This window comes from Variovorax sp. CF313 (assembly GCF_000282635.1).
In the GTDB taxonomy this organism is placed as follows: domain Bacteria; phylum Pseudomonadota; class Gammaproteobacteria; order Burkholderiales; family Burkholderiaceae_C; genus Variovorax.
In genome coordinates this window covers 1-24,412 of record NZ_AKIW01000165.1, presented here as the reverse complement: position 1 = coordinate 24,412, position 24,412 = coordinate 1, and the positions used below count along the sequence as shown (strand labels likewise).

At 66.7% G+C, this 24,412-nt stretch carries 21 protein-coding genes; 14 read left to right on the top strand and 7 right to left on the bottom strand.

What is annotated here, in order from left to right:
- Positions 1-80 precede the first annotated feature (80 nt).
- The 7 genes from PMI12_RS26355 to PMI12_RS26325 all read left to right on the top strand — a co-directional run bounded on the left by PMI12_RS26355 (position 81) and on the right by PMI12_RS26325 (position 9,032).
- Positions 81-1,082, top strand: coding sequence for a BMP family protein (locus tag PMI12_RS26355; protein WP_007838865.1), 1,002 nt, complete (start codon positions 81-83; stop codon positions 1,080-1,082).
- 10 nt (positions 1,083-1,092) lie between these two features.
- Complete coding sequence (locus tag PMI12_RS26350; protein WP_007838862.1) at positions 1,093-3,906, top strand: polysaccharide deacetylase family protein; 2,814 nt, start codon at positions 1,093-1,095, stop codon at positions 3,904-3,906.
- The gene (locus PMI12_RS26345) at positions 3,903-4,874 is read left to right on the top strand and encodes a 5'-methylthioadenosine/S-adenosylhomocysteine nucleosidase (RefSeq protein WP_007838860.1); all 972 of its coding nucleotides are present in this window, start codon (positions 3,903-3,905) and stop codon (positions 4,872-4,874) included. Before PMI12_RS26350 ends, PMI12_RS26345 begins: the two co-directional genes overlap by 4 nt.
- Before the next feature lie 46 nt (positions 4,875-4,920).
- Positions 4,921-6,528, top strand: a complete 1,608-nt coding sequence (locus PMI12_RS26340; RefSeq protein WP_007838858.1) for an ABC transporter ATP-binding protein — start codon at positions 4,921-4,923, stop codon at positions 6,526-6,528.
- Entirely contained in the window at positions 6,528-7,589 is a 1,062-nt protein-coding gene (locus PMI12_RS26335) for an ABC transporter permease (protein ID WP_193386580.1), read from the top strand. The genes PMI12_RS26340 and PMI12_RS26335 overlap by 1 nt, the downstream gene beginning before the upstream one ends.
- A gap of 67 nt (positions 7,590-7,656) precedes the next feature.
- Positions 7,657-8,580: an ABC transporter permease gene (locus PMI12_RS26330; RefSeq protein WP_007838850.1), complete on the top strand. Its 924-nt coding sequence runs from the start codon at positions 7,657-7,659 to the stop codon at positions 8,578-8,580.
- On the top strand, positions 8,580-9,032 hold the full coding sequence (locus PMI12_RS26325) for a hypothetical protein (protein ID WP_007838849.1): 453 nt from the start codon (positions 8,580-8,582) through the stop codon (positions 9,030-9,032). The genes PMI12_RS26330 and PMI12_RS26325 overlap by 1 nt, the downstream gene beginning before the upstream one ends.
- Before the next feature lie 16 nt (positions 9,033-9,048).
- Here the strand turns inward: PMI12_RS26325 and PMI12_RS26320 are convergent, their stop codons facing one another.
- Positions 9,049-9,873 carry an AraC family transcriptional regulator gene (locus tag PMI12_RS26320; protein ID WP_007838848.1) on the bottom strand — a complete coding sequence of 275 codons (825 nt, stop codon included), beginning with the start codon at positions 9,871-9,873 and terminating at the stop codon, positions 9,049-9,051.
- Between the two features lie 97 nt (positions 9,874-9,970).
- Between PMI12_RS26320 and PMI12_RS26315 the strand changes: the two genes are divergently transcribed.
- From PMI12_RS26315 to PMI12_RS26305, 3 genes are all read left to right on the top strand, one after another.
- Positions 9,971-11,404, top strand: coding sequence for an MFS transporter (locus PMI12_RS26315; RefSeq protein ID WP_202801692.1), 1,434 nt, complete (start codon positions 9,971-9,973; stop codon positions 11,402-11,404).
- 55 nt (positions 11,405-11,459) lie between these two features.
- Positions 11,460-12,746: an amidohydrolase family protein gene (locus PMI12_RS26310; protein WP_007838843.1), complete on the top strand. Its 1,287-nt coding sequence runs from the start codon at positions 11,460-11,462 to the stop codon at positions 12,744-12,746.
- A gap of 73 nt (positions 12,747-12,819) precedes the next feature.
- The gene (locus PMI12_RS26305) at positions 12,820-13,704 is read left to right on the top strand and encodes an alpha/beta hydrolase (protein ID WP_007838841.1); all 885 of its coding nucleotides are present in this window, start codon (positions 12,820-12,822) and stop codon (positions 13,702-13,704) included.
- On the opposite strand, the gene PMI12_RS26300 is transcribed toward PMI12_RS26305, so the two are convergent.
- Positions 13,701-14,543, bottom strand: a complete 843-nt coding sequence (locus PMI12_RS26300; protein ID WP_007838839.1) for an NAD-dependent protein deacetylase — start codon at positions 14,541-14,543, stop codon at positions 13,701-13,703. The genes PMI12_RS26305 and PMI12_RS26300 overlap by 4 nt on opposite strands.
- Before the next feature lie 69 nt (positions 14,544-14,612).
- Here PMI12_RS26300 and PMI12_RS26295 point away from each other — a divergent pair, with 69 nt between their 5' ends.
- Complete coding sequence (locus PMI12_RS26295) at positions 14,613-15,590, top strand: Bug family tripartite tricarboxylate transporter substrate binding protein (RefSeq protein WP_007838837.1); 978 nt, start codon at positions 14,613-14,615, stop codon at positions 15,588-15,590.
- A gap of 54 nt (positions 15,591-15,644) precedes the next feature.
- Here the strand turns inward: PMI12_RS26295 and sbcB are convergent, their stop codons facing one another.
- The 5 genes from sbcB to icd all read right to left on the bottom strand — a co-directional run bounded on the left by sbcB (position 15,645) and on the right by icd (position 22,872).
- Positions 15,645-17,084: an exodeoxyribonuclease I gene (gene sbcB / locus PMI12_RS26290; protein WP_007838836.1), complete on the bottom strand. Its 1,440-nt coding sequence runs from the start codon at positions 17,082-17,084 to the stop codon at positions 15,645-15,647.
- Entirely contained in the window at positions 17,085-18,530 is a 1,446-nt protein-coding gene (gene cls, locus PMI12_RS26285) for a cardiolipin synthase (protein WP_007838834.1), read from the bottom strand.
- A gap of 105 nt (positions 18,531-18,635) precedes the next feature.
- Entirely contained in the window at positions 18,636-20,957 is a 2,322-nt protein-coding gene (gene clpA, locus PMI12_RS26280) for an ATP-dependent Clp protease ATP-binding subunit ClpA (protein ID WP_007838831.1), read from the bottom strand.
- A gap of 67 nt (positions 20,958-21,024) precedes the next feature.
- Entirely contained in the window at positions 21,025-21,384 is a 360-nt protein-coding gene (clpS, locus tag PMI12_RS26275; protein WP_042674481.1) for an ATP-dependent Clp protease adapter ClpS, read from the bottom strand.
- A 228-nt stretch (positions 21,385-21,612) separates the two neighbouring features.
- Positions 21,613-22,872, bottom strand: a complete 1,260-nt coding sequence (gene icd, locus PMI12_RS26270; RefSeq protein ID WP_007838827.1) for an NADP-dependent isocitrate dehydrogenase — start codon at positions 22,870-22,872, stop codon at positions 21,613-21,615.
- A gap of 219 nt (positions 22,873-23,091) precedes the next feature.
- Between icd and PMI12_RS26265 the strand changes: the two genes are divergently transcribed.
- From PMI12_RS26265 to PMI12_RS26255, 3 genes are all read left to right on the top strand, one after another.
- Positions 23,092-23,415: a hypothetical protein gene (locus tag PMI12_RS26265; RefSeq protein WP_007838825.1), complete on the top strand. Its 324-nt coding sequence runs from the start codon at positions 23,092-23,094 to the stop codon at positions 23,413-23,415.
- Positions 23,416-23,570: 155 nt separating this feature from the next.
- The gene (locus PMI12_RS26260) at positions 23,571-23,771 is read left to right on the top strand and encodes a hypothetical protein (protein ID WP_007838823.1); all 201 of its coding nucleotides are present in this window, start codon (positions 23,571-23,573) and stop codon (positions 23,769-23,771) included.
- A 90-nt stretch (positions 23,772-23,861) separates the two neighbouring features.
- On the top strand, positions 23,862-24,320 hold the full coding sequence (locus PMI12_RS26255) for a DUF192 domain-containing protein (protein ID WP_007838821.1): 459 nt from the start codon (positions 23,862-23,864) through the stop codon (positions 24,318-24,320).
- The last annotated feature ends 92 nt before the right edge of the window (positions 24,321-24,412 follow it).

Below are 24,412 nucleotides of genomic sequence, written 5' to 3'. Positions count from 1 at the left end.
GGCAAAGCCGGTTCCGCGGTGTGCCCCGAACAGATGCGCCATCGAGGCCACGTTTTTTTCATAGACCGAGGAGAAGCACCGTGACAGCACGCCGTCAGTTGATCATTCGTTCCGTCGCCATCGCCGCAGCGCTTGCGGCGGGCGCGCCCGGCCTGGCGCTCGCACAGGCCAAGCTCAAGGTGGCGGCGGTGTACACCGTGCCGTTCGAGCAGCAATGGGTGGGCCGCATCCACAAGGCGCTGAAGGCGGCCGAGGCGCGCGGCGAGATCGAATACAAAGCCACCGAGAACGTCAGCAACGCCGACTACGAACGCGTGATGCGCGAGTACGCCACCGGCGGCAACCAGCTGATCCTGGGCGAGGTGTTCGGCGTGGAGGCGGCTGCGCGCAAGGTGGCCAAGGACTTTCCCAAGGTGGCCTTCCTGATGGGCTCGTCGCTCAAGCCGCAGGCACCCAACTTCAGCGTGTTCGACAACTACATCCAGGAGCCGGCCTTCCTGAGCGGCATGGTCGCGGGCGGCATGACGAAGAGCAACCGCATCGGCATGGTCGGCGGCTTTCCGATTCCCGAGGTCAACCGCCTGATGAACGCCTTCATGGCTGGCGCCAGGGAAACGAACCCGAAGGTGGAGTTCAGCGTGAGCTTCATCAACAGCTGGTTCGACCCGCCGAAGGCCAAGGAAGCAGCCTTCGCCATGATCGACAAGGGCGCGGACGTGATGTACGCCGAGCGCTTCGGCGTTTCGGACGCGGCCAAGGAAAAGGGCAAGCTCGCCATCGGCAACGTGATCGATACGCAGGGCCAGTACCCCGACACGGTGGTGGCCTCCGCCCTGTGGAACTTCGAGCCCGCTGCCGACCGCGCGATCAAGCTCGTGAAGGAAGGCAAGTTCGTGGCCGAGGACTACGGCGTGTACGCACAGATGAAGCACAAGGGCTCCGAGCTCGCGCCGCTGGGCACCTTCGAGAAGAAGGTGCCGGCAGACATCGTCGCCAAGGTGAAGGCCAGGCAGGCCGACATCCTGTCGGGCAAGTTCACGGTGAAGGTGGACGACAGCCAGCCCAAGTCCACCGCAAAGTAGGCATCGTCGAATGCAAATGAATCGTGTGCGGTGGCAGACCGCAAGCCAGGCCGTGGCTGTCGTGGCCTTGGCGCTCGGCCTCGCCGCGTGCCAGCGTGAGCAACCCGTGGCTGCGGCGGCGCCCGCCGCGGCGGCCACGCCTCCTGCGATGGCCGCATCGGCGGCAGCGCCCCCAGTGGCCGTGGCGCCGGTCGGCATCCCGCCCCAGCTGCAGGAGCGTGCCGATGCCCTGCTCGCCGCCCACCGGCAGATGATCGTGCTGATGACCGGCGAGCGCACGCTCGACGCGGCCGAGAAGCGCGCAGTCGGCGCGGTTGGGCAACTGTTGTTCCATGACATGCAGGAGCGCCAGCGTGCACTGGTCGCCCAGGCCGGCGAGGAATCCGACCCGGCCACGGTGCCCGCATTGAACGCGCTGCTGGACCGCATCGAAAGCGAGCCGAGCTGGTTCGATGCCGACCGCCTCGCGTTCAAGGAATTCCTCGGTGAGCTGAGCACGCGCTACGGCCAGGCGCAGTCGCTGTCCGGCCTCAAGCTCGGCCGCCGCGCGAGCGAAGACCTGGTCGTGCTCGCCGAGATCGAGCAGGCCTACGACCGTGAACTGAAGGACGTGTTCGGCCGTTTCGCGCAGCGCGGCATCGAGCCCAAGCGGGAAAAATGGGCCGACTACGTGGCCAAGCTCCAGGGCATCTATTCGCGCGAGAAGATCCTCAAGGACTTCGGCGCCATCGTCCCCTACACCCAGCCCGCGGGTGGTGCCAAGGAAAGCGCCGCTGATTCGCGCGAGATCTTCGGCACCTCGCTGCCCCCCAAGACCGTGGTGCTGACCTTCGACGACGGCCCGCACGCCAAGCACACGGACGAGATCCTCGAGATCCTCAAGCGCTACGACGCGCCGGCCATCTTCTTCGAGCTCGGCCAGAACCTCGGCAAGCTCGATGCCCAGGGCAAGGCCCAGCTCGGCGCCAACGGCGCTGTGGCCAAGCGCGTGCTGGCCGCGGGGCATGTGCTGGCGAACCACAGCTTCAGCCACGGCATGATGGCGAAGATGAGCGACGACGCGGTGCGCACCGAGGCCACCGAAACCGAGGCTTTGCTCGACGTCACCGGCCGCCCGCAATCCACGCTGTTCCGCTTTCCCTACGGCGCGCGCAACGAAGACAAGCTCAGCACGGTCGAGGCGCTCAAGCTGCGCTCGATGCTGTGGACCGTCGACTCCATGGACTGGGCCGACCCGGTGCCCAAGTCGATCGCCGACCGCGTGCTGGCCGAGGTCGACAAGGCCAAGCACGGCGTGATCCTGTTCCACGACATCCAGGGCCGCACCGTGCAGGCGCTGCCGACGGTGCTCGACCAGCTGGTGGCCGACGGCTACCGCTTCGCCACCTGGCGCGACGGCAAGTTCGTCGTCAATGCGCCCAAGCGCGCGGCACCGGACGACGGCATTGCCGCCGCCGCTGCCGGCGACACGCTCTACCGCGAAAGCTACGCGCTGGTGATCGGCATCGACAAGTACGCCAGGTGGCCCGGTCTGCATCACGCGGTGCTCGACGGCAAGGCCATGGAACAGGCGCTGGTCACGCGCTTCGGCTTCAAGCCCGAGAACGTCACGGCGCTGTACGACGGCGACGCCACGCGCGCCAACATCCTGCGCACGCTCAACGACAAGCTGACCGACAGCAAGCGCGTGAAACGCGACGACCGCGTGCTGGTGTTCTTCGCCGGCCATGGCAGCACCCGCAAGCTCGCGAGCGGGCGCGACGTCGGCTACATCATCCCGGTCGATGCGTCGCTCGACGACCTGGCGGCCGACGCCATCTCCATGCCGCAGCTGCAGGAAGTGGCCGAGGCGCTGTCGGCCAAGCACGTGTTGTTCATGGTGGACGCCTGCTACTCGGGCCTGGGCCTCACGCGGGGCGGCGGGCCGCGCGGCAGCAAGAACTTCCTGAGCGACAACGCGCGCCGCATCGGCCGCCAGATGATCACTGCCGGCGGCGCCGACCAGCAGGTGGCAGACGACGGCCCCGGCGGCCATTCGGTCTTCACCTGGACGGTGCTGCAGGCGCTGTCGGGCAAGGCCGACCTCAATGGCGACGGCGTCATCACCAGCACCGAGCTCGCGGCCTACGTGGCGCCTGCCGTCTCGGCCATCGCGCGGCAGACGCCTGCCTTCGGCAGCCTGCCGGGCTCGGAGGGCGGCGAGTTCGTGTTCGCACTGCCGACCGAGCGCGAAGGCCTCAGCGGCGACGTCGTGCAGCTCGATGCCGCGGCCAGCCAGGTCAACAAGCGCATCGACGAGGCCAACGAGCAGGCCGTGCACGCCGCCGCGGCGACGCCCAAGGCCGCCGCCGCCATCGAGGTGGTGGTGAAGAACCTGGACGGCGCCGAGGCCAGGCTGACGATGCCGGCCGCCGCGCCGCTGCCGCCGCGTGTGGCGGCCCAGCGCGCCAACGACCGCGGGCTGCAGCTGTACCGCGAGCGCCGCTACGACGAGGCCGAAGCCGCCTTCACCGAAGCGCTCAAGCAGCAGCCGCGCTTCGCGCTGGCGGCCAACAACCTCGGCTTCCTGTACTTCAAGCGCGGCAAGCCGGTCGAGGCTGCGCGCTGGTTCGAGCAGGCCATCGACATGGACGGCAGCCGCGCCCTCGCCTACCTGAACCTCGGCGATGCGCAGCTGCAGGCCGGCAACGACGCCAAGGCGCTCGCCGCCTACACCACCTTCGTCGGCCTGGCGCCGAAGCACCCGCGCGCTCCCGCGCTGCAGGCCTGGATCGCCACGCCCGATGCCGCGCATCGCCCTGCACTACCACCCACCAACTCATGACGCCCCACCACACTTCATTGCTGCAACGCCTGCGGGGTCCGGTGCTTGCCGCCACGCTCGGCCTCGTGCTCTCGGGTTGCGTCGGCGTCTACAGGTCGCCCGATGTCGTCAGCACCGACAGCAGCACGCGCCTGGACAGCACGCCGCGCATCGCAGTGCTCTCGGCCTTCGAACCCGAGCTCAAGCTGCTGCTGACGCGCCTGCAAGGCCCGGTGAAGTACAGCGTGAACGGCGTGGAATTCACCACGGGCACGCTCGAAGGCAAGCCCGTGGTGCTGTTCCTGTCGGGCATCAGCATGACGAACGCGACGATGAACACGCAGCTCGTGCTCGACCGATTCCGCGTCACGAACATCGTGTTCAGCGGCATCGCGGGCGGCGTGAATCCGTCGTTGCACGTCGGCGACGTCACGGTGCCGGCCCAGTGGGGCCAGTACCTCGAGGTGCTGATGGCGCGCGAAACCGCACCCGGCAAGTACACGGCGCCGCCCTTCATCACCGACGCCACGCGGCCGAACTTCGGCATGATGTTCCCGCGCCCGGTCGAGGTGCGATCGGCGGCGCGCCCCGAGATCCAGCGCAAGTTCTGGTTCGAGGCCGACCCGAAGATGCTCGACGTGGCGCGCGGCATCCGCAGCGTAGACCTTGCCAACTGCAGCGCCGGCAAGTGCCTGCCGCGCAAGCCGCAGCTGGTGGTCGGCGGCAACGGCGTCTCGGGCCAGGCCTTCATGGACAACAAGGCCTACCGCGAATACACCTACAAGACCTTCCAGGCCAACGTGCTCGACATGGAAACCGCGGCCGTGGGCATGGTCGCCTATGCCAATGGCGTGCCCTACATCGCCTTCCGCTCGCTCAGCGACCTCGCGGGCGGCGGCGACGGCGAGAACGAGATGGGCACCTTCATGGGCATTGCGGCGGACAACTCCGCAAAGGTCATGCTCGCGTTCCTCGCTGCGTGGAAGTGATCCCGCGTCCTCTCCCTCCCTTCCAGGGGGAAGGAGCAAGGCCTTCATGAACACCACGACCGTTCTCCGCCTCGAAGGCATCACCAAGCGCTTCGGCTCCCTCGTCGCCAACGACGCCATCTCCCTCGACCTGCAGGCCGGCGAAGTGCTCGCGCTGCTTGGGGAGAACGGCGCCGGCAAATCGACGCTGATGTCCATCCTGTTCGGCCACTACGTCGCCGACGAAGGCAGCATCGAAGTCTTCGGTGCACCGCTGCCGCCGGGCAACCCGAAGGCCGCGCTCGCCGCCGGCGTGGGAATGGTGCACCAGCATTTCACGCTGGCCGACAACCTCAGCGTGCTCGACAACGTGATGATGGGCACCGAGCCGCTGTGGCTCCCGGTGTCGCGCCGCGCCGCCGCACGCACCAGGCTGCTCGAGGTGGCCCGGCGCTTCGGCCTGCCGGTGCAGCCTGATGTGCAGATCGGCAGCCTCTCGGTCGGCGAGCGCCAGCGCGTGGAAATCCTCAAGGCGCTGTACCGCGGCGCGCGCATCCTGATCCTCGACGAGCCGACCGCCGTGCTCACGCCGCAGGAAAGCGAGGCGTTGTTCGCCACGCTCGCGCAGATGGTGGCGCAGGGCTTGTCGGTCATCTTCATCAGCCACAAGCTCGGCGAAGTGCTGCGCGTGTCGCACCGCGTGGCCGTGCTGCGCGGCGGCAAGCTGGTAGCCGAGGCGCGCACCGCCGACACCACGCAGGCGCAGCTCGCGCTGTGGATGGTCGGGCATGCGGTCGAGGCGCCGCAGCGGCGGCCGGCCAGATCAGTGGGCGATGCGGTCTGTGTGCTCGATCACGTGAGCACCGTATCGGACAAGGACGGCGGGCAGGACCATTCGGCCGGCCTTCGCGAGGTATCGCTGACGCTGCGCGCCGGCGAGATCACCGCCATTGCGGGCGTCTCCGGCAACGGCCAGGTCGCGCTCGCCGAGTTGCTGAGCGGCACGCGCCGCGCCATCTCTGGCACCGCCCAATTCATGGGCCGCGCATTGCCGCCCTCGCCCGCCCGGCTGGTGCAGCGCGGCGTCGCGCGCATTCCGGAAGACCGGCATGCCGTCGGCGTGGTCGGTGATCTGCCGGTGTGGGAGAACGCGGTGTCGGAACGGCTGCGCAGCCCGGTGTTCTCGCACTGGTCGTGGCTCGTGAAACGCACCGCCACCCGGCTGCATGCGCGGCGCATCGAGAAGGCATTCGACGTGCGCGGCGCCGGCCTGATGGCCCCGGCCCGTTCGCTCTCCGGCGGGAACATGCAGAAACTGATCCTGGGGCGTGCACTGCTCGCGCCTGAGCAGCCCGAAGCTGCCAAAGGCGACGACAACAGGAAGCACCCGAACCGCGCGCCGCGCCTGATCGTCGCGCACCAGCCGACCTGGGGCCTCGACATCGGCGCGGTGGCCTATGTGCAGCAGCAACTGATTGCAGCACGCGACGCAGGCGCGGCCGTGCTGCTGATCTCCGATGACCTCGACGAAGTGCTCGCGCTCGGCGACCGCGTGGCCGTGATGCATGGCGGCCACGCGGGCGAAGCCCGCCCGGCCACCGCGTGGACGCGTGAAGCCATCGGGCTGGCCATGGCCGGCGCGACGGCGCCTCGATCCAAAGGAGCCGCAACATGATGCGGCTCGAACGACGCCACGAGACCTCGCGCGCCGCATTGGTGCTTGCCCCCATCGGCGCGGTCGTCTTCACCATGGCGGTCAGTGCGCTGCTGGTGCTGTGGGCCGGCGCTCCGGTCGGTCGCACCTATGCGCTGCTGCTGCAGGGCGGCTTCGGCTCGGTGTTCGCGTGGAGCGAAACGCTGACGCGCGCGATCCCGCTGATCCTCACCGGGCTGGCGGCCACGGTCGCATTCAAGGCGCGGCTGTTCAACATCGGCGCCGAGGGCCAGCTTTACGCTGGCGCGCTGGCCGCCGTGGCGGTGGGCGGTATGCATGGCGGCACCGGTTTCGAGCTGTCGCCTTGGCTGCTGTTTCCGCTGATGATGCTGGCCGCCGCCATCGCGGGCGCACTGATGCTGCTGGGCCCGGCGCTCATGAAGAACCGGCTGGGCGTGGACGAGGTCGTCACCACGTTGCTGATCAACTTCATCGTTCTGCTCGGCGTCTCGGCGCTGCTCGACGGGCCGATGAAAGACCCGAGCGCCATGGGCTGGCCGCAGAGCGTGTCGCTGCAGTCCGACCTCGAACTGGGCAAGCTCGTCGCGCAGACGCGCGTGCACACCGGACTGCTGTGGGCCGTGTCGCTCGCCGCGACGGTGTGGGCTGTCTTCAAGTACACGGTGCTGGGTTTCGACATTCGCGCCGTGGGCGCGAATGCGCGCGCCGCGGCCTTCGCCGGCGTGCCGGTGACGCGCACCGTGGTGATGGTGGCGCTGCTCTCGGGCGCGCTGGCCGGGCTGGCGGGCGCGATCGAGGTGGCGGGCCGCACGAGCTACGTCACGCTCGACATGTCGCCGGGCTACGGCTACACGGGCATCGTGATCGCGATGCTGGCGGGGCTGCATCCGCTGGGCGTGATCGCGGCCGGCGTGTTCGTGGCGGGCGTGCTGGTCGGCGCCGACACCATGAGCCGCGCGGTCGGCGTGCCGACCTACATTGCGGACGTGATCGTCGCGGCCTCGCTGATCGCGGTGCTCGTGGCAACGCTGCTGACGCAATACCGGGTGCGATTCAAATGACAGCATGTCCCTTCCCGATCTTGCCCCCACCCCAGTCCTCCCCCGGAAGGGGAGCGAGGAATACAGCATGACCGACCTGCTCGACATCCTCGCCAACCCGGCTTTCTGGGTCGCGGTGCTGCGCATCGCCACGCCGCTGATTCTCGGCACGCTCGGCGTGCTGCTGTGCGAGCGCGCGGGCGTGCTCAACCTCGGCATCGAAGGAATCATGGTCGCGGGCGCTTTCACCGGCTGGCTCGCGGTGTATGCAGGCGCGCCGCTGTGGGTCGGCGTGGGCGTGGCCGCGCTGACGGGCCTGGTGTTCGGGCTGCTGCACGCCTTTCTTACCGTAGGCCTGGCGCTCTCGCAGCATGTCTCGGGGCTGGGCATCACGCTGCTGGCGACCGCGCTCAGCTACTTCGGCTACCGCGTGAGTTTTCCAAAGGTGAACACACCGCCGACCATCACGCCCTTTGCGCCGATGGACTGGCTGCCCATTCCGATCCTCAATGCCCAGACCGCGCTCACGCTGTTCGCGCTGCTGCTGGTGCCCATCATCGGCTGGGTGCTGTACCGCACGCCGCTCGGCCTCGCGCTGCGCATGGTCGGCGAGAACCCGCAGGCGGCCGAGAGCCAGGGCGTGTCGGTTGCGGCCACGCGCACGGGCGCCATCGTCGCGGGCTCGGCGCTGATGGGCGTGGCCGGCTCGTTCCTCACGCTGTCTGCCTTCAATGCCTTCTTCTTCAACATGGTGAACGGCCGCGGCTGGATCTGCGTGGCGCTGGTGGTGTTCGCCTCGTGGCGTCCGGGCAAGGCGCTGGTCGGCGCGCTGCTGTTCGCCTTCTTCGACGCGCTGCAGCTGCGGCTGCAACAATCGGGCGATGCCATGCTGCCCTACCAGCTGTACCTGATGCTGCCGTACCTGCTGTCGATCCTGGCGCTGGTGCTGGTGGCGCGCAAAGCCAGCTATCCGCAGGCGCTGATGAAGCCCTATCGCAAGGGGGAACGCTGATGGTGAAAACAACCGCTGCAACGCTGCTTGGCGCGCTGTTGACGTTTGCCGGCACAGGCGCGAATGCACTGGGCAGCGACTACAGCTACGACACCTTCAAGACGCCCGATTCGGTCAGCTGGGTGCAGCTGTGCGGCACCTGGGGCAAGACCCATCAGGGCACGTACCGCGTCATCCATGCCGACCAGTACGCGCAGTCCTTCCTCTATGTGCAGTGGATGGCGCGCGATGCCAATGGCGGCCTGCATGCCGAGCACACGGTGGCGATTGCCGAACTCGACAACGACCATGCCGAGATCGCGCTCACCGACCTCACCTGCCGCGCCACGCCGCGCGGCATCGTGGTGACGGCGAAGGCGACGTCCGGGCATGACGACAAGCTGCGCCGCGTGACCATCGAGGTCGGGCCGGCGGCGGGACAGTACCGCTACCGGGGACAGCGCATGCGCTGACATCCCGGCTCGCCAGTTAGCGCAATTCGCCGCGCTGCGCGAAATAGCGCGCCGGCGAATCCCCGAAGCTGCGCTTGAACATCGCGATGAAGTTGCTCGGCGTGGCATAGCCGAGCGCATCGGCAATATCGGCCACGGCTTCACCGCGCGCAAGGCGCTCCAGCGCATGCACCAGCCGGGCCTGCTGGCGCCACTGGCCAAAGCTCACGGCCGTCTCGGTCAGGAACAGCCGGCTCAGCGTGCGTGGCGAGAGTCCGGCCCAGTGCGCCCATTCGTCGAGCGTACGGGTGCTTTCGGGCTGCTCGCAGATCGCGGTGGCGATCCGCAACAGGCGGCGATCGGTCGGCATCGGCAGGTGCAAGGGCTCATGCGGCGCGCGGCGCATCTCGTCGAGCAGCACGGCGGTCATGCGAGCCTGTTCGGTGTCGAGCCGGTCTTGCGCGGCCCAGGTCACGGCGCGCCGCACCAGCGCGCGCATGAGTTCGCTGATACCGATCACGCAAGGCCGCTCGGGCAGCTCGCGGCTGGCCCGGGGGGCGATCAGCACGCTCCATCCGCTCATTGCGCCGCTGATGCTCACCTTGTGCGCCTCGCCGGGCGGGAACCAGCCCGCACGGTGCGGCGGCAGCAGCCAGGAGCCGTGCGCGGTGCGCACATGCACCAGGCCGCTCTCGACGCAGAAAACCTGTCCGCGCAAATGGCTGTGCCAGTCGTACTCACGAGTACCGAGGCGGAGTTCGCTGCCCGCTTCGTCGGCGCCCCACAGGGCGATCAGCGCGGGTCCGTCGGCGCGCTCGCTCAGGTCGGGCATAGGGCCTTGGGCTTCGGGGTTCTTCGGCATGGCTGGATTTCATTATTTTTGGTCCCGGCAACGTTATCAGGGTTTGGTACTCCCGGCGAACACTGGCAGCCCTGAAACAACGAACCCGGAGTTGCTCGTGACCTCATCCTCCATGGCGGCGACGCCGCCCTCCCTGATCCGTCCTCACATGCCGCCCTGGGTCGCGGTGCTGATCGCCTGCGTTTCGTCGTTCATGGTCGTGATGGACGGCGCCATCGTGAACGTGGCGCTGCCCGCCATCCAGGCCGACCTGCATCTCTCAGCCATCGAACTGCAGTGGGTGGTCGATGCCTACCTGCTGGCGCTCGGCGGATTCATGCTGCTGGCGGCGCGCGCGAGCGACCTGTTCGGACGCAGGCTGATCCTGCTGTCGGGCCTGCTGGTGTTCACCATCGCCAGCCTGATGGGCGGGCTGGCCGACAGCGCGGGCCTTCTGCTGGCGGCGCGCGCGGTGCAGGGCCTCGGTGCATCGGCGCTGGCCACTTCGACGCTGGCGGTGATCGTGGCGGTGCATCCGGGCGGACCGGCGCGCGCGCGCGCGATTTCGCTATGGGCGGCATCCAGCGCGATCGCATCGGCCTTCGGCGTGGTGATCGGCGGCGTGCTCACCGCGCAGGCGAACTGGCGCTGGGTGATGTTCGTGAACGTTCCTATCGGCATCTGCCTGATTGCGGGCGTGGCCGCATGCCTGTCGCCTGCCCGGCGGGGTTCCGAGCGGCCGTCGCTCGACCTTCCGGGCGCCCTGACGATCACTTCGGGTATCGGTGCGCTGATGTACGGCATCTCGCAATCGACGACGCAAGGATGGGGCGCGACCGTCGTATGGGTGGCACTGTGCGCGGCTGCGGTGCTACTCGCGCTGTTCCTGCTGATCGAGACCCGCAGCGCACGCCCGCTGATCCGGCTCGATATCTTTGCCGTACACAACGTGCGCATGGGCAATGTCGTGGTGCTGGGCCTCGGTGCCTGCCTGACGGCATCGACCTTCTTCATCTCGATTGTGCTCCAGCAGGTGCTGGGCTACGGTCCACTCGATGCCGGACTGGCGATGCTGCCGATGGGCCTGGCACTGGCCACGGCTGCGATCGTGTCGCGACCGCTGATGGACGGCGGTGTGCGGCGCCTCCCATTCCTCGGCGGACTGGCAAGCGCTGCAGGCCTGGTCTGGATGAGCGCCGTTCCGCTCGATGCCGTCTTTCGCGTGCACGTGCTCGGACCGACCTTGCTGATCGGCCTCGGACTTGGCCTGATGCTGATGACGGCCACGCACACGGCCATCGACGGCGTGCCGACGAAGGACGCGGGCCTGGCCTCGGGCCTCTTCAACACGGCGCGCCAGTTGGGCGCCGCACTGGGCATCGCCAGCCTCTCGACGCTGGCGCACTTCGTCGCCGAGGGGCAATTGGCAATGCAAGATCCGCGCTTTGCCCAGTTGCAAGGTTGCCGGGCAGCATTTCTGGCCACTGCCGCGCTCGGCGCGCTCGCTGCGTTGACATCGCTGACACTGCGGCGCAATGCCGAAGGAAAATAGCGGCAATCCGATATCCATCGGGCCTTCGTCGCCCGGCTGCCAGAGACCCACCACGATGCTCGACCTCCTCATCACCAACGCCACGCTCCCCGACGGCCGCACCGGCATGTCGATCGCCGTGCAGGGCGGGCGCATCGCCGAAGTCACCGCGGGCCTCGATGCACCGGCGCACGAGAAGCTCGATGCGCAGGGCCTGCTGCTCGCGCCCCATTTCGTCGACCCGCATTTCCACATGGACGCCACGCTGAGCTACGGCCTGCCGCGCGTCAACGAGAGCGGCACGCTGCTCGAAGGCATCGCACTGTGGGGCGAGCTGAAGCCGCTGCTCACGGCCGACGCGCTCATCGAGCGCGCCCTGGCCTACTGCGACTGGGCCGTGGCCAAAGGGCTGCTGGCCGTTCGATCTCACGTCGACACCAGCGACCCGAGCCTGCTCGCGGTCGATGCGCTGCTCGAAGTCAAGCGCAAGGTCGCGCCCTACCTCGACCTGCAGCTGGTCGCCTTCCCGCAGGACGGGGTGCTGCGCTCGCGCGGCGGCGTCGAGAACTTGGAGCGCGCGCTCGACAAGGGCGTGGACGTGGTCGGCGGCATTCCGCATTTCGAGCGCACCATGGCCGATGGCGCGGCCAGCGTGAAGCTTCTGTGCGAGATCGCCGCCCAACGCGGCAAGCTGGTCGACATGCACTGCGACGAGTCGGACGACCCGCTCTCGCGCCACATCGAGACGCTGGCCTTCGAGGCGCAGCGCCTCGGCATGCAGGGCCGCGTGACGGGCTCGCACTGCACCTCCATGCACTCGATGGACAACTACTACGTGAGCAAGCTGCTGCCGCTGATCGCGCAGAGCGGCGTGGCCGTCGTCGCCAATCCGCTCATCAACATCACGCTGCAGGGCCGCCACGACACCTACCCCAAGCGCCGCGGCATGACGCGCGTGCCCGAGCTGATGGCCGCCGGCGTCAACGTCGCCTTCGGCCACGACTGCGTGATGGACCCGTGGTACGGCATGGGCTCGGGCGACATGCTCGAAGTGGCGCACATGGGCCTGCACGTGGCGCAGATGACGAGCCAGGCCGGCATCCGCCAGTGCTTCGAGGCGGTAACGACCAATGCGGCGCGCGTGATGCACCTGCAGGGCTACGGCATCGAGGCGGGTTGCGATGCGAGCTTCGTGCTTCTGCAGGCGCGCGATGCGGTCGAGGCGATCCGGCTGCGCGCCGCGCGGCTCAAGGTGTTCCGCAAGGGCCGTCTGCTAGCCGAAACGCCTGCTGCCACGGCCAGCCTGCACCTCGCGGGCCGGGATGCATCGACGAGCTGGATGGCGCCGAAGCACGCCGGTTGAGTGCAACGGTCAGCCCGGCGACAGGGCTGCAGCGCGAAAATCCGGCCTTCATCGGTTCACCGGAAGCCCTCTCATGAAACGTCTTGCAGGGATCTGCGCGGCCTGGCTGCTGGCGCTGACGTTCTCGCCGGCCATCGCGCAGCAGCCCGGCGCCGAAACGGCCGCACCGCCCGCCAGCGTGCGCTTGCTGGCCAACCAGCCCTACGGCCCCGATCCGCGCCAGCGCATGGATGTCTACCTGCCGCCGAACGTGCAGCGAGGTACACCGGTGCTCGTGATGGTCCACGGCGGGGCCTGGATGTTCGGCGACAAGGCGGCCGCGTCGGTGGTGAACCAGAAGATCGAACACTGGGTGCGCGGACAAGGCTTCATCCTCGTTTCGGTGAGCTACCGCTTCGTGCCGCAGGTCGACGTGATGCAGCAGGCGCAGGACGTGGCACGTGCCGTCGCCACCGTGCAGGCGAACGCGCCGTCGTGGGGCGGCGATGCCGGCCGCTTCGTGCTCATGGGCCATTCGGCCGGCGCGCACCTTGTCGCATTGCTCAGCGCATCGCCTTCCATCGCCCGGCAACAAGGTGCCCGCCCCTGGCTCGGCGCCGTGGCACTCGACAGCGCCGCGCTGGACACGGTCCAACTAATGCAGCGCCGCCACATGCCCTTCTACGATCGCGTGTTCGGCAACGATCCCGCCTTCTGGCGCACCGTGTCGCCCACCGATGCCCTTGCGCCCGGCGCGCCGCCGATGCTGCTGGTGTGCTCCACCCAGCGCCGCGACGGCTCATGCACGCAGGCCCAGCAGTTCGCGGCGCGCATCGCCGCAACCGGTGGCCGTGCGGAAGTGGCCCCGGAAGATCTTTCGCATGCGCAGATCAATTCCGAACTGGGGCTGCCCGGCGCCTACACCGTGGCGGTGGATGCTTTCGTCCGCTCCCTGATCGGCACGTCCAGCCGGAGCTAGGCAAGCTGCTGCGCCAGCGCCGTCAGCGCCTCGCCGACGGGGCGCTCGACCTTCAGCGAAAGCAGCGCATCGGCTCGCGTGCGCCCCAGGTTCACCGCCGCCACCGGCTTGCCCGCCGCGGCCGCCGCCTGCACGAAGCGGAAGCCCGAATAGACCATCAGCGACGAACCGGCCACGAGCACCGCATCGGCCTCTTCCAGCGCGGCGAAGGCGGCGGTGACGCGCTCCTTGGGCACGCTCTCGCCGAAGAACACCACGTCGGGCTTGAGCAGGCCGCCGCAGTGCGAGCAGGCGGGCACGTCGAAGTTGGAGAAATCGCGGCCTTCGAGGTCGGCGTCGCCGTCCGGCGCGGCGCGGGCCTCCAGCTCGGCCCAGCGGGGGTTACGCTGTCGCAGTTCGAGCTGCAATCCGGAGCGCGGCGTGCGCCGCTCGCAGCCCATGCAGCGCACGGTGTCGATGCGCCCGTGCAGGTCGATAGCGCCCCGGCTGCCCGCGGCTTCATGCAGGCCATCGACGTTCTGCGTGAGCAGCAGGCCGACGCGGCCTGCGTCGCCCAGCTTCGCCAATGCGCGGTGCGCTGCGCCGGGCCGCGCTCCCGCCATGGTCGGCCAGCCGATCAGGCTGCGCGCCCAGTAGCGCTTTCGCGTGGATTCCTCGCCCATGAAGGCCTGGTAGGTGACGGGTGACGGGCGCTTCCATTCGCCATCCACGTCGCGGTAGTCGGGAATGCCCGAATCGGTGCTGCAGCCCGCGCCGGTGAGCACGAAGAGCTTGCGGTGGCGCGTGGCGAAGTCGGTGAGCGCATTGTGCGCATCGTGCGCGGCTGGGGTGGCGGGCATCCGGCCAGCATAAGCCGGCGGCCCGATTCCTGCTAAAGGCCTCATTCTTGTCCGTCAGCGGAGAACGCCATGCCCCACCTTCATCCCACGCGCCGCGGCGCACTGCAGATTCTTGCCGCAGGCGTCGCCTCGGCCGCCCTTCCCGCTTTCGCACAATGGCCCGACAGGTCGATCAAGATCATCGTGACCTTTCCGCCGGGCGGCTCCAGCGACGTGCTGGCGCGCGTGATGGCGGAGCAGCTCGCGAAGAAGCTCGGGCAGCCCGTGGTCGTCGACAACAAGCCGGGGGCCGGCGGCACCATCGGCGGCGCGCAGGTGTCGTCTTCGACCGCCGATGGCTACACGCTGATGCTCTCGAACACCACGCCGATCGCGCTCGGACCGTTCACGCTCGACAAGCAGCCCTACGACCCGGTGACGGGCTTCACCCACGTGGCCTACCTGGGTGCCGCGCCGCTGGTGATCATGGCGAGCAAGCAGTCGGGCCTGAAGAGCTATGCCGACCTGGAGGCGATGGCGCGCAAGGAAGGTCACCTGGACTTCGGCTCGGGCGGCCCGGGCTCCATCGGTCACATCCACGGCGAGCTGCTGAAGAAGATCACCGGGCTCAACATGGTGCACGTGCCCTACCGCGGCGGTGCACCGATGAGCACCGACCTGATCGCCAACACCATTCCAGTGGGCATCGACGTCATCACCTCGTACGTGCCCTTCTTCAAGAGCGGCCAGCTGGTGCCGCTCGCGGCGACGGGCGCGCAGCGCTCGCCGCTGATGCCCGATGTGCCGACGATGGTCGAGCTGCATCAACCGAAGCTGGTGCTCGAGAACTTCTTCGGCCTGTCGGGCCCCGCCAAGCTGCCGACGGACGTTGCGACCCGGCTCAATGCCGCCTGCAACGAAGTGCTCGTGATGCCCGAAATCCAGAAGAAGCTGACCGAGCTGGGCATCGTCGCCAAGCCGGAATCGGTGGCCGCATTCAACGGCTTCGTCAAGGAACAGGTCGATGTGCTGGGGCCGACGGTCAAGGCCGCCGGCATCAAGCTCTAGAGCAGCGCGCCGGGCGAGATGCTCGTATACGCGCCGATGGCGCAGCCGGCATGCTCAGGCCTCGGGCGCGATGGCCTCGGCATATTCGTATAGCGCGCCGAGGATTTCCTCTCCGCGCTCGTCGGCGTTCTCGGAGAGCGCGTCAACCTCGCTGAACAGCATCTCGATGGTGCGCGCCCCGCCCTCGCCCTTGAAGAGCTTGGCCACGCGCAGAGCTTCCCAGCGCTCGTTTTCGTCTTCGTTCAGCAGTTCCGGCCAGTTGCGTGCGCGATAGCGGAAAAGAATCTCGTCGAGCCGGCCGTCGTCGAAGCCGGTGCGGTCCTTGGCCAGCTCTTCGGGCGACAGGTTGCGCAGCTGGTTCAGGCGCCGGCGGTCGGCGTTGCCGACGAAGCCGCCGTAGAGGTCTTCGTCGACGTCGGGCGTTGCATCCTTGGGCCGGGCGTAGACCTGCGACCAGATGGCGCTCATGTCGGGCAGGTCGCGTGCGATCGCGGCGTGGCGCATGGCAGTGTCGAGATCGACGCCCCAGCGCCCCGCCATGGCCGGCGCGAGCGTGCGCAGGTTGCCGACCACCATCGGCGACTTGTTGAGGTGGATGCCCTTCAAGGGCAGGCGCACGACACCTTCGGGCAGGTCGGCCGTGCGGGTGAAGAGGCGCAGCCGCAGGGTCTCGACGTCGATGTCGCGCAGCTCGCTCGGGTCGTGGGCCAGGTCCCAGGCCAGCAGTTCGTTCTTGTTGGTGGGATGGCTGGCCAGCGGCCACATCACGGCCAGGCAGCCGCGCTCGACCGGGAACATGCCCGACACGTGCAGGAAGGGCTTTGCCGTCTCGCGCATCGCGGGCAGGCCGAGTTCGCTGGCGACGCGGTCCTTCCTGTGCAGGCCGAAGGCAAAGTCGAACAGCTTGGGTTGCCTGTCGCGGATCAGCCGGGCCAACGCGATGGTGGCACGCACGTCGGACAGCGCATCGTGCGCCGATTCGTGCAGCAGGCCGTTGGCGCGCGCCAAGTCCTCGAGCTTGAAGCTGGGCTTGCCGTCTTCCTTCTTCGGCCATTCGATGCCGTCGGGGCGCAGCGCATAGGTGAGGCGGACCACGTCGAGCAGGTCCCAGCGGCCGCAATCGTTCTGCCATTCGCGCGCGTACGGGTCGATCAGGTTGCGCCAGAACAGGAAGCGCGTGACCTCGTCGTCAAAGCGGATGGTGTTGTAGCCCACGCCGATGGTGCCGGGCTGCGAGAAGGCGCGCTCGATGTGCGCGGCGAATTCATGCTCGGGAATGCCGCGTTTCAGGCATACCTGCGGCGTGATGCCGGTGATGAGGCAGGCCTCGGGGCTGGGCAGGTAGTCCGGCGCGGGCTTGCAATAGATCATCAGCGGCTCGCCGACTTCGTTGAGTTCGGCGTCGGTGCGGATGGCCGCGAACTGCGAGGGCCGGTCGCGGCGCGGCACCGCGCCGAAGGTTTCGTAGTCGTGCCAGAGAAAGGTGTGGTTCATTCAGAGCAAGGGTGAAAACAGGCGCGCAATCGCATCGCCGAGGCGAATCCAGAAATTCTGTGGCCGGTGGGCGCGCACCGCGCCGGAACTGTGCAGGTCGGTCTCGAACTGCGCCGCCAGCGGCCGGGCCAGTTCCGGACCATAAACCACCGCGCACACCTCGAAGTTGAGGCGGAAGCTGCGGTTGTCGAAATTCGCGGTGCCGATCATCGCGCAGTGGTCATCGACCACCAGGGTCTTGGAGTGCAGCATGCGCGCCTTGTACTCCCAGACCTTCACGCCGGCGGCGATCAGCTCGTCGAAATATGAGCGCGCCGCCGCACTCACGATGGCCGAGTCGCTGCGGCGCGGCACCAGCAGCCGCACATCGACGCCGCGCAGCGCGGCGCTGGTCAGCGCCATCAGCGCGGGCTCGCCCGGCACGAAGTACGGCGTGGTGAGCCACGCGCGGTGCGTGGCCGAATGGATGGCCTCGACGTGCATGCGGTGGATGGCCTCCATCGCGTTGTCGGGGCCGCTGGTGACGATCTGCACCGGGATATCGCCGGCTTCGAGCTGCGGCAGCATCGCGCTCATCGCGTCGTCCATGCCACGCGGGTCTTCGCCGGTGGCGTAGGTCCAATCTTCGAGGAAAGTGGTCTGCAGCCAGCGCACGGCGCTGCCCTCGATGCGCAGGTGCACGTCGTGGTACGCATCGGGCCGGGTGCGCTTGTCTTCCTCATCGGTGATGTTCACGCCGCCCGTGAAACCCACCCGACCGTCGCACACCACGATCTTGCGGTGCGTGCGGTAGTTGGTCACGGGGCGCAGGCGGCGGCCGATCTTGGTGTCGTGGAACAGCGCCACCTTGACGCCCGCCTCGTGCAGCGGCGCCATGAACTTGCGGCCGACGCGCTTGGAGCCCAGTGCATCGATCAGCAAGCGCACCGTCACGCCCTGCTTCGCGCGCTCGACCAGCAGGTCGCGCAGCGCGGTGCCGATCCTGTCGGGCTCGAAGATGTAGTACTCGAGGTGGACGTGGTTCCGTGCGGCGCGCACGGCCTCGAAGATCGCATCGAAGGTGCGTGCGCCGCCCGAGAGCAGTTCGACATCGACCGCGCTCGACACCGGCAGCCCGCAGGTCGCCGTGCCGAGCTTCGCCATCTGCTGCAGGGCCGGCGGGGCGTTCTGCGCCGCATCGCGCAGCCGCGCCACGTCGGCCTGGGCGAAGGCGCTGGCGCGGCTGCGCAGGCGCTTGAGCCGCTGCTTTCGCAGGCGCTGCGGCCCGAGAAAGTAGTAGATGACGAAGCCCGCGAACGGCAGCAGCGCGAGCGACAGGATCCAGCTCATGGTGGACACCGGCGCGCGCTTCTGCATCACGATCCAGATCGACAGCACTGCGATGTAGCCGCTCCACGCGAGGGAGAGGCCGGTTTTCCATTCGTGGCTGAGTTCGGGGAGGATCAAGGCGAAAAAGCGGTTGGAATGGCTGTGCGATATGGCTGGCCCAAAAGAAAAAGGCCGGTAGCGATGCTACCGGCCTTTGACTTCATTCCTGGAACCCCAGTAGGCTCACCCTGCTGCGGCTTCCTCTGCTTCGGGCTTCTGCTTGCCTTCCTTCTTCGGAAGCGGCTGGATGTCGAGCAGCACTTCGTCCTTGTCGTCGAGGTCGACTTCGAGGCGGCCGCCGTCGGTCAGGCGACCGAACAGCAGTTCGTCGGCCAGTGCACGACGGATCGTGTCCTGGATCAGGCGCTGCATCGGGCGCGCGCCCATCAACGGATCGAAACCCTTCTTCGCCAGGTGCTTGCGCAACTTGTCGCTGAAGGTGACTTCCACCTTCTTCTCGCTGAGCTGCGTTTCCAACTGGAGCAGGAACTTGTCGACCACGCGCAGGATGATGTTCTCGTCGAGCGCCTTGAAGTTGACGATGGCATCCAGCCGGTTGCGGAATTCGGGCGAGAACAGGCGCTTGATGTCGCCCATTTCGTCGCCCGCCTGGCGCGGGTTGGTGAAGCCGATGGTCGCCTTGTTCATGGTCTCGGCGCCCGCATTCGTCGTCATGATGATGATGACGTTGCGGAAGTCGGCCTTGCGTCCGTTGTTGTCGGTCAGCGTGCCATGGTCCATGACCTGCAGCAGCACGTTGAAGATGTCCGGGTGCGCCTTCTCGATTTCGTCGAGCAGCAGCACCGAGTGCGGCTTCTTCGTGACAGCCTCGGTCAGCAGGCCCCCCTGGTCGAACCCGACGTAGCCCGGAGGCGCGCCGATCAGCCGGCTCACCGCATGGCGCTCCATGTACTCCGACATGTCGAAGCGGATCAGCTCGATGCCCATGATGTAGGCGAGCTGCTTCGCGGCTTCGGTCTTGCCGACGCCCGTGGGACCGGAGAACAGGAACGAGCCGATCGGCTTGTCACCCTTGCCCAGGCCGGAACGCGCCATCTTGACCGCGGAGGCCAGCACTTCGAGTGCCTTGTCCTGGCCGAACACCACGCTCTTGAGGTCGCGCTCGATGGTCTGCAGCTTGCCGCGGTCGTCGTTGCTGACGTTGGCCGGGGGAATGCGCGCGATCTTCGCGACGATTTCCTCGACTTCCGTCTTGCTGATGGTCTTCTTGCGCTTGCTCGGCGGCAGGATGCGCTGAGCAGCACCGGCTTCGTCGATGACGTCGATCGCCTTGTCGGGCAGATGGCGGTCATTGATGTACTTGGCGCTGAGCTCGGCCGCAGCCTGCAGGGCCGCCACCGCGTACTTCACGCCATGGTGCTCCTCGAAGCGCGACTTCAGGCCCTTCAGGATGTCGACGGTTTCCTGCACCGACGGCTCGACCACGTCAACCTTCTGGAAACGGCGCGACAGCGCCGCGTCTTTCTCGAAGATGCCGCGGTATTCCGTGAAGGTGGTCGCGCCGATGCACTTCAGCTGGCCGCTGGAAAGCGCCGGCTTCAGCAGGTTCGACGCATCGAGCGTGCCGCCCGAAGCCGCGCCCGCACCGATCAGGGTGTGGATTTCGTCGATGAACAGGATGGCGTTCGGCTTGTCCTTGAGCGACTTGAGCACGCCCTTCAGGCGCTGCTCGAAATCGCCGCGGTACTTGGTGCCGGCCAGCAGCGCGCCCATGTCGAGCGAAAACACGTTCGACTCGGCCAGGATCTCCGGCACGTCGCCCTGCGTGATGCGCCATGCCAGGCCCTCGGCGATGGCGGTCTTGCCCACGCCAGCTTCACCCACCAGCAGCGGGTTGTTCTTGCGCCGGCGGCACAGGATCTGGATGACGCGCTCGACCTCGTACTCGCGGCCGATCAGCGGATCGATCTTGCCGTCCTTGGCCATCTGGTTGAGGTTCTGCGTGAACTGCTCGAGCGGCGATGCCTTCTCGTTGCGCTCGCCGCCGCCTTCCTCGCCCTCGCCCGAAGGCGCTTCACCGCTGCCCTTGACGGCTTCCGGCGGATCGCTCTTCTTGATGCCGTGGGCAATGAAGTTGACCACGTCGAGGCGGGTGACGCCCTGCTGGTGCAGGTAGTACACGGCGTGCGAGTCCTTCTCGCCGAAGATCGCGACCAGCACGTTGGCGCCGGTGACTTCCTTCTTGCCGTTGCCGGTGGACTGCACATGCATGATGGCGCGCTGGATCACGCGCTGGAAACCCAGCGTGGGCTGGGTGTCTACATCGTCGGTACCCGCCACCTGGGGCGTGTTGTCCTTGATGAAGTTGGTGAGCGACGCCCGCAGGTCGTCGACGTTGGCCGAGCAGGCACGCAGAACTTCCGCGGCGCTCGGGTTGTCCAGCAAAGCGAGCAGCAGATGCTCCACGGTGATGAACTCGTGGCGCTGCTGCCGGGCCTCGACGAAGGCCATGTGCAAGCTGACTTCCAGTTCTTGGGCAATCATGTGATTTCCTTTTGCCTTGCTGTAAATAAGTTCTCAGATGGGTTGGAGCTTGCGCAATTCAACTGGTTCATGCAACAGGTTCACTGACGCATTGGAGTGGATGCCCGGCCTGCTGTGCGGCCTCCATCACCTGGTTGACCTTGGTGGCCGCCATGTCGCGGGAATAAACCCCACAGACGCCTCGGCCATCGAGGTGGATCTTGAGCATGATCTGAGTCGCGGTTTCGCGATCCTTGCTGAAATATTCCTGCAGCACGACGATCACGAACTCCATTGGCGTGTAGTCGTCGTTCAGCATCACCACCTGGTACATCTGGGGCGGCGCGGTTTTTTGCGGCCGGCGCTCCAGGACGACCGAATCCCCGTCATCCCCGGCCGGTTTTTGGGCCGGGGGGGTGCTGGGAGTTTTTGGAATTCTCGTTGCCATGAAAATGATTCTATAGAGCGTGCAAGCGCCGCGCCGGCGCAGGAAGACTTGGTGACGTGTATTCGACAAATCAAGGGTCTTGCACCGTGAATGACGACGGAATTTCCGGAGAATTCGCCAGGAAACGAGCTCAGGCGAGCACATGAATGAAAAAGCCCCTGAACGCCTTTCGGCAGCTCAGGGGCTTGATGCTCGACGCCGGCAGGCATCGACGAGCAACCATGGCAATTACATGTGATCGATCATCACCTGCCCGAATCCCGAGCAGCTCACCTGCGTGGCGCCGTCCATCAGGCGCGCGAAGTCATAGGTGACTTTCTTGCTGGCGATCGATTTCTCCATCGAGCTGATGATGAGGTCGGCGGCTTCCTTCCAGCCCATGTGGCGCAGCATCATTTCAGCCGAGAGGATTTCGGAACCGGGGTTCACATAGTCCTTGCCAGCGTACTTGGGTGCCGTGCCGTGGGTGGCCTCGAACATGGCGACGGTGTCGCTCAGGTTCGCGCCCGGGGCGATGCCGATGCCGCCCACCTGCGCGGCCAGGGCGTCGGACACGTAGTCGCCGTTGAGGTTGAGCGTGGCGATCACGCTGTATTCGGCGGGACGCAGCAGGATCTGCTGCAGAAATGCGTCGGCAATGCTGTCCTTGACAGTGATTTCCTTGCCCGTCTTCGGGTTCTTGAACTTCATCCACGGCCCGCCGTCGATCAGTTCGGCGCCGAATTCCTTGGCGGCGAGGCCGTAGCCCCAGTCACGGAAGCCACCTTCGGTGAACTTCATGATGTTGCCCTTGTGCACCAGGGTGACGCTGGGCTTGTCGTTGTCGATGGCGTACTGGAACGCCTTGCGCACGAGACGCTCGGTACCTTCCCTCGACACGGGCTTGACGCCGATGCCCGAGGTATTGGGGAAGCGGATCTTCTTGACGCCCATTTCGTCCTGCAGGAACTTGATGAGCTTCTTCGCCTTGTCGCTCTCGGCTTCGAACTCGATGCCGGCGTAGATGTCTTCCGAGTTCTCGCGGAAGATCACCATGTTGGTCTTGTGCGGCTCGCGCACCGGGCTGGGTACGCCCTCGAAGTACTGGATGGGACGCAGGCAGACATAAAGGTCGAGTTCCTGGCGCAGCGCGACGTTCAGCGAGCGGATGCCGCCGCCGACGGGCGTGGTCAGCGGGCCCTTGATGGAAACCACATAGTCACGCACGGCGTGCAGCGTTTCCTCGGGGAGCCAGACGTCGGGACCATAGACCTTGGTCGACTTCTCGCCGGCATAGACCTCCATCCAGTGGATCTTTTTCTTGCCGCCGTAGGCCTTGGCCACCGCCGCATCCACCACTTTCAACATCACCGGGGTAATGTCCAGGCCAGTGCCGTCGCCTTCGATGAAGGGAATCACCGGTTGGTCAGGCACATTGAGCGAGTTGTCGGCGTTGACCGTGATCTTCTGGCCGTCGGTCGGGACTTTGATGTGCTGATAACTGGTCATGAGAGGGGATGGCTCCGGAATTGACGTAATTTTTGACGACTGTCAGCGAATTCAGACACGGCGTGGATTCGCTGTACAGACTGTGAACAAATCGCTGTACATTTTAGACGCAGCCCATCAGCAAGCGTTTGTCAACCGGCGAGCCAATGGGCTCGTTAGTGGCTGACCTTCTGCTCGCCGGGAGGCGTTTCCAACCAATTCTCGATAGAGGAATCATCAATGAGCAAAATTCTCGCAGTCATGATCGCTGGCCTGTTCGCCGCTGGCGCCTACGCCCAAAACCCGGCCGGTACGACGCCCGAACAAGGTAACGCCACCAACAGCAAGTCGCAGCAACGTGCTGAAGCCAAGAAGGCTGCCAAGCCCGCTGGCCAGGTCAAGGCTGCTGGCGGCGACGAAGCCAAGACGCCCGAAGGCGGCGCCATCGGTGCCGACAAGGCTGCTGCCTCTGGCGAGAAGCGCGCTGAAACCCGCGACCAGCGTCGTCGCAACAAGGACGGCAGCATCAAGCGCAAGTCGACCCAAGGCGGCACCCCGCAGTAATTCGGCCTGCCTCCCAAAAAAAAGCGCTCTTCCGAGCGCTTTTTTTTTTGATCGAGGGAGCTGCGTGGCTGTCAACCGCGCGAAACGGCTTTCGTTGAATGTCTACCTTCCGCAGGGAGGGCAATCCAGATCAACGAATTTCAAAGGATATGTTCATGAACAAGCTGCTCGCAGCCCTGGTCGCCGGTTTCTTCGCCGTCGGTGCTTTCGCTCAACAAGCCGAACCCGCGGCCGCTCCCGCCGCAGCCGCTCCCAAGATGGCCAAGCACGCGCCCGCCAAGAAGCACGCCGCTGCCAAGAAGCACAAGGTTCGCCACGTGGCCAAGGCCCACACGGCTGCCGCCAAGAAGGTGTAAGCTTTCCAGCTCACCGGCAATGCCCGCATCAGCGGGCATTTTTATTGGTTACGGGCTGGGCTTCGCCCCGCTCTGAAAGAGTTGTCCCCGATGTTCCAGCGTCTCGCCGCCCTGCTCCTCGTGTCTGCGTCCTTTTTGATGCCGGCTCATGCCCAGCAGCAACCCCAGACCGACCTGCCACGCACGCAGTTGTCGGTCGGCCTGTACAAGATCGACGCGCAGATCGCGCAAACGCCCCTGCAACGCGAAATCGGCCTGATGTTCCGCAAGGAAATGCCGCAGGCTGAAGGCATGATCTTCGTGTTCGAGCAGCCTGCAACGCAATGCTTCTGGATGCGCAACACGATCCTGCCGCTGACCGCTGCGTTCGTGGCCGAGGACGGCCGCATCGTCAACCTGGTCGACATGCAGCCCATGACCGAGAACTCGCATTGCTCGCTGGAGCCGGTGCGCTACGTGCTCGAAATGAACCAGGGCTGGTTCGCCAAGAAGAACATCAAGAAGGGAGCCAAGCTCGGCGGCGAGTTGTTCGCAGCCGGCAAGCGCTGAGCATCTGCCGTCTCAAGCCCTCAAAAAAGCCGACCCATGGGTCGGCTTTTTGCTGGAGAAACCCGGGTTCAGCCGAAGTTCTTCGCCGCGAA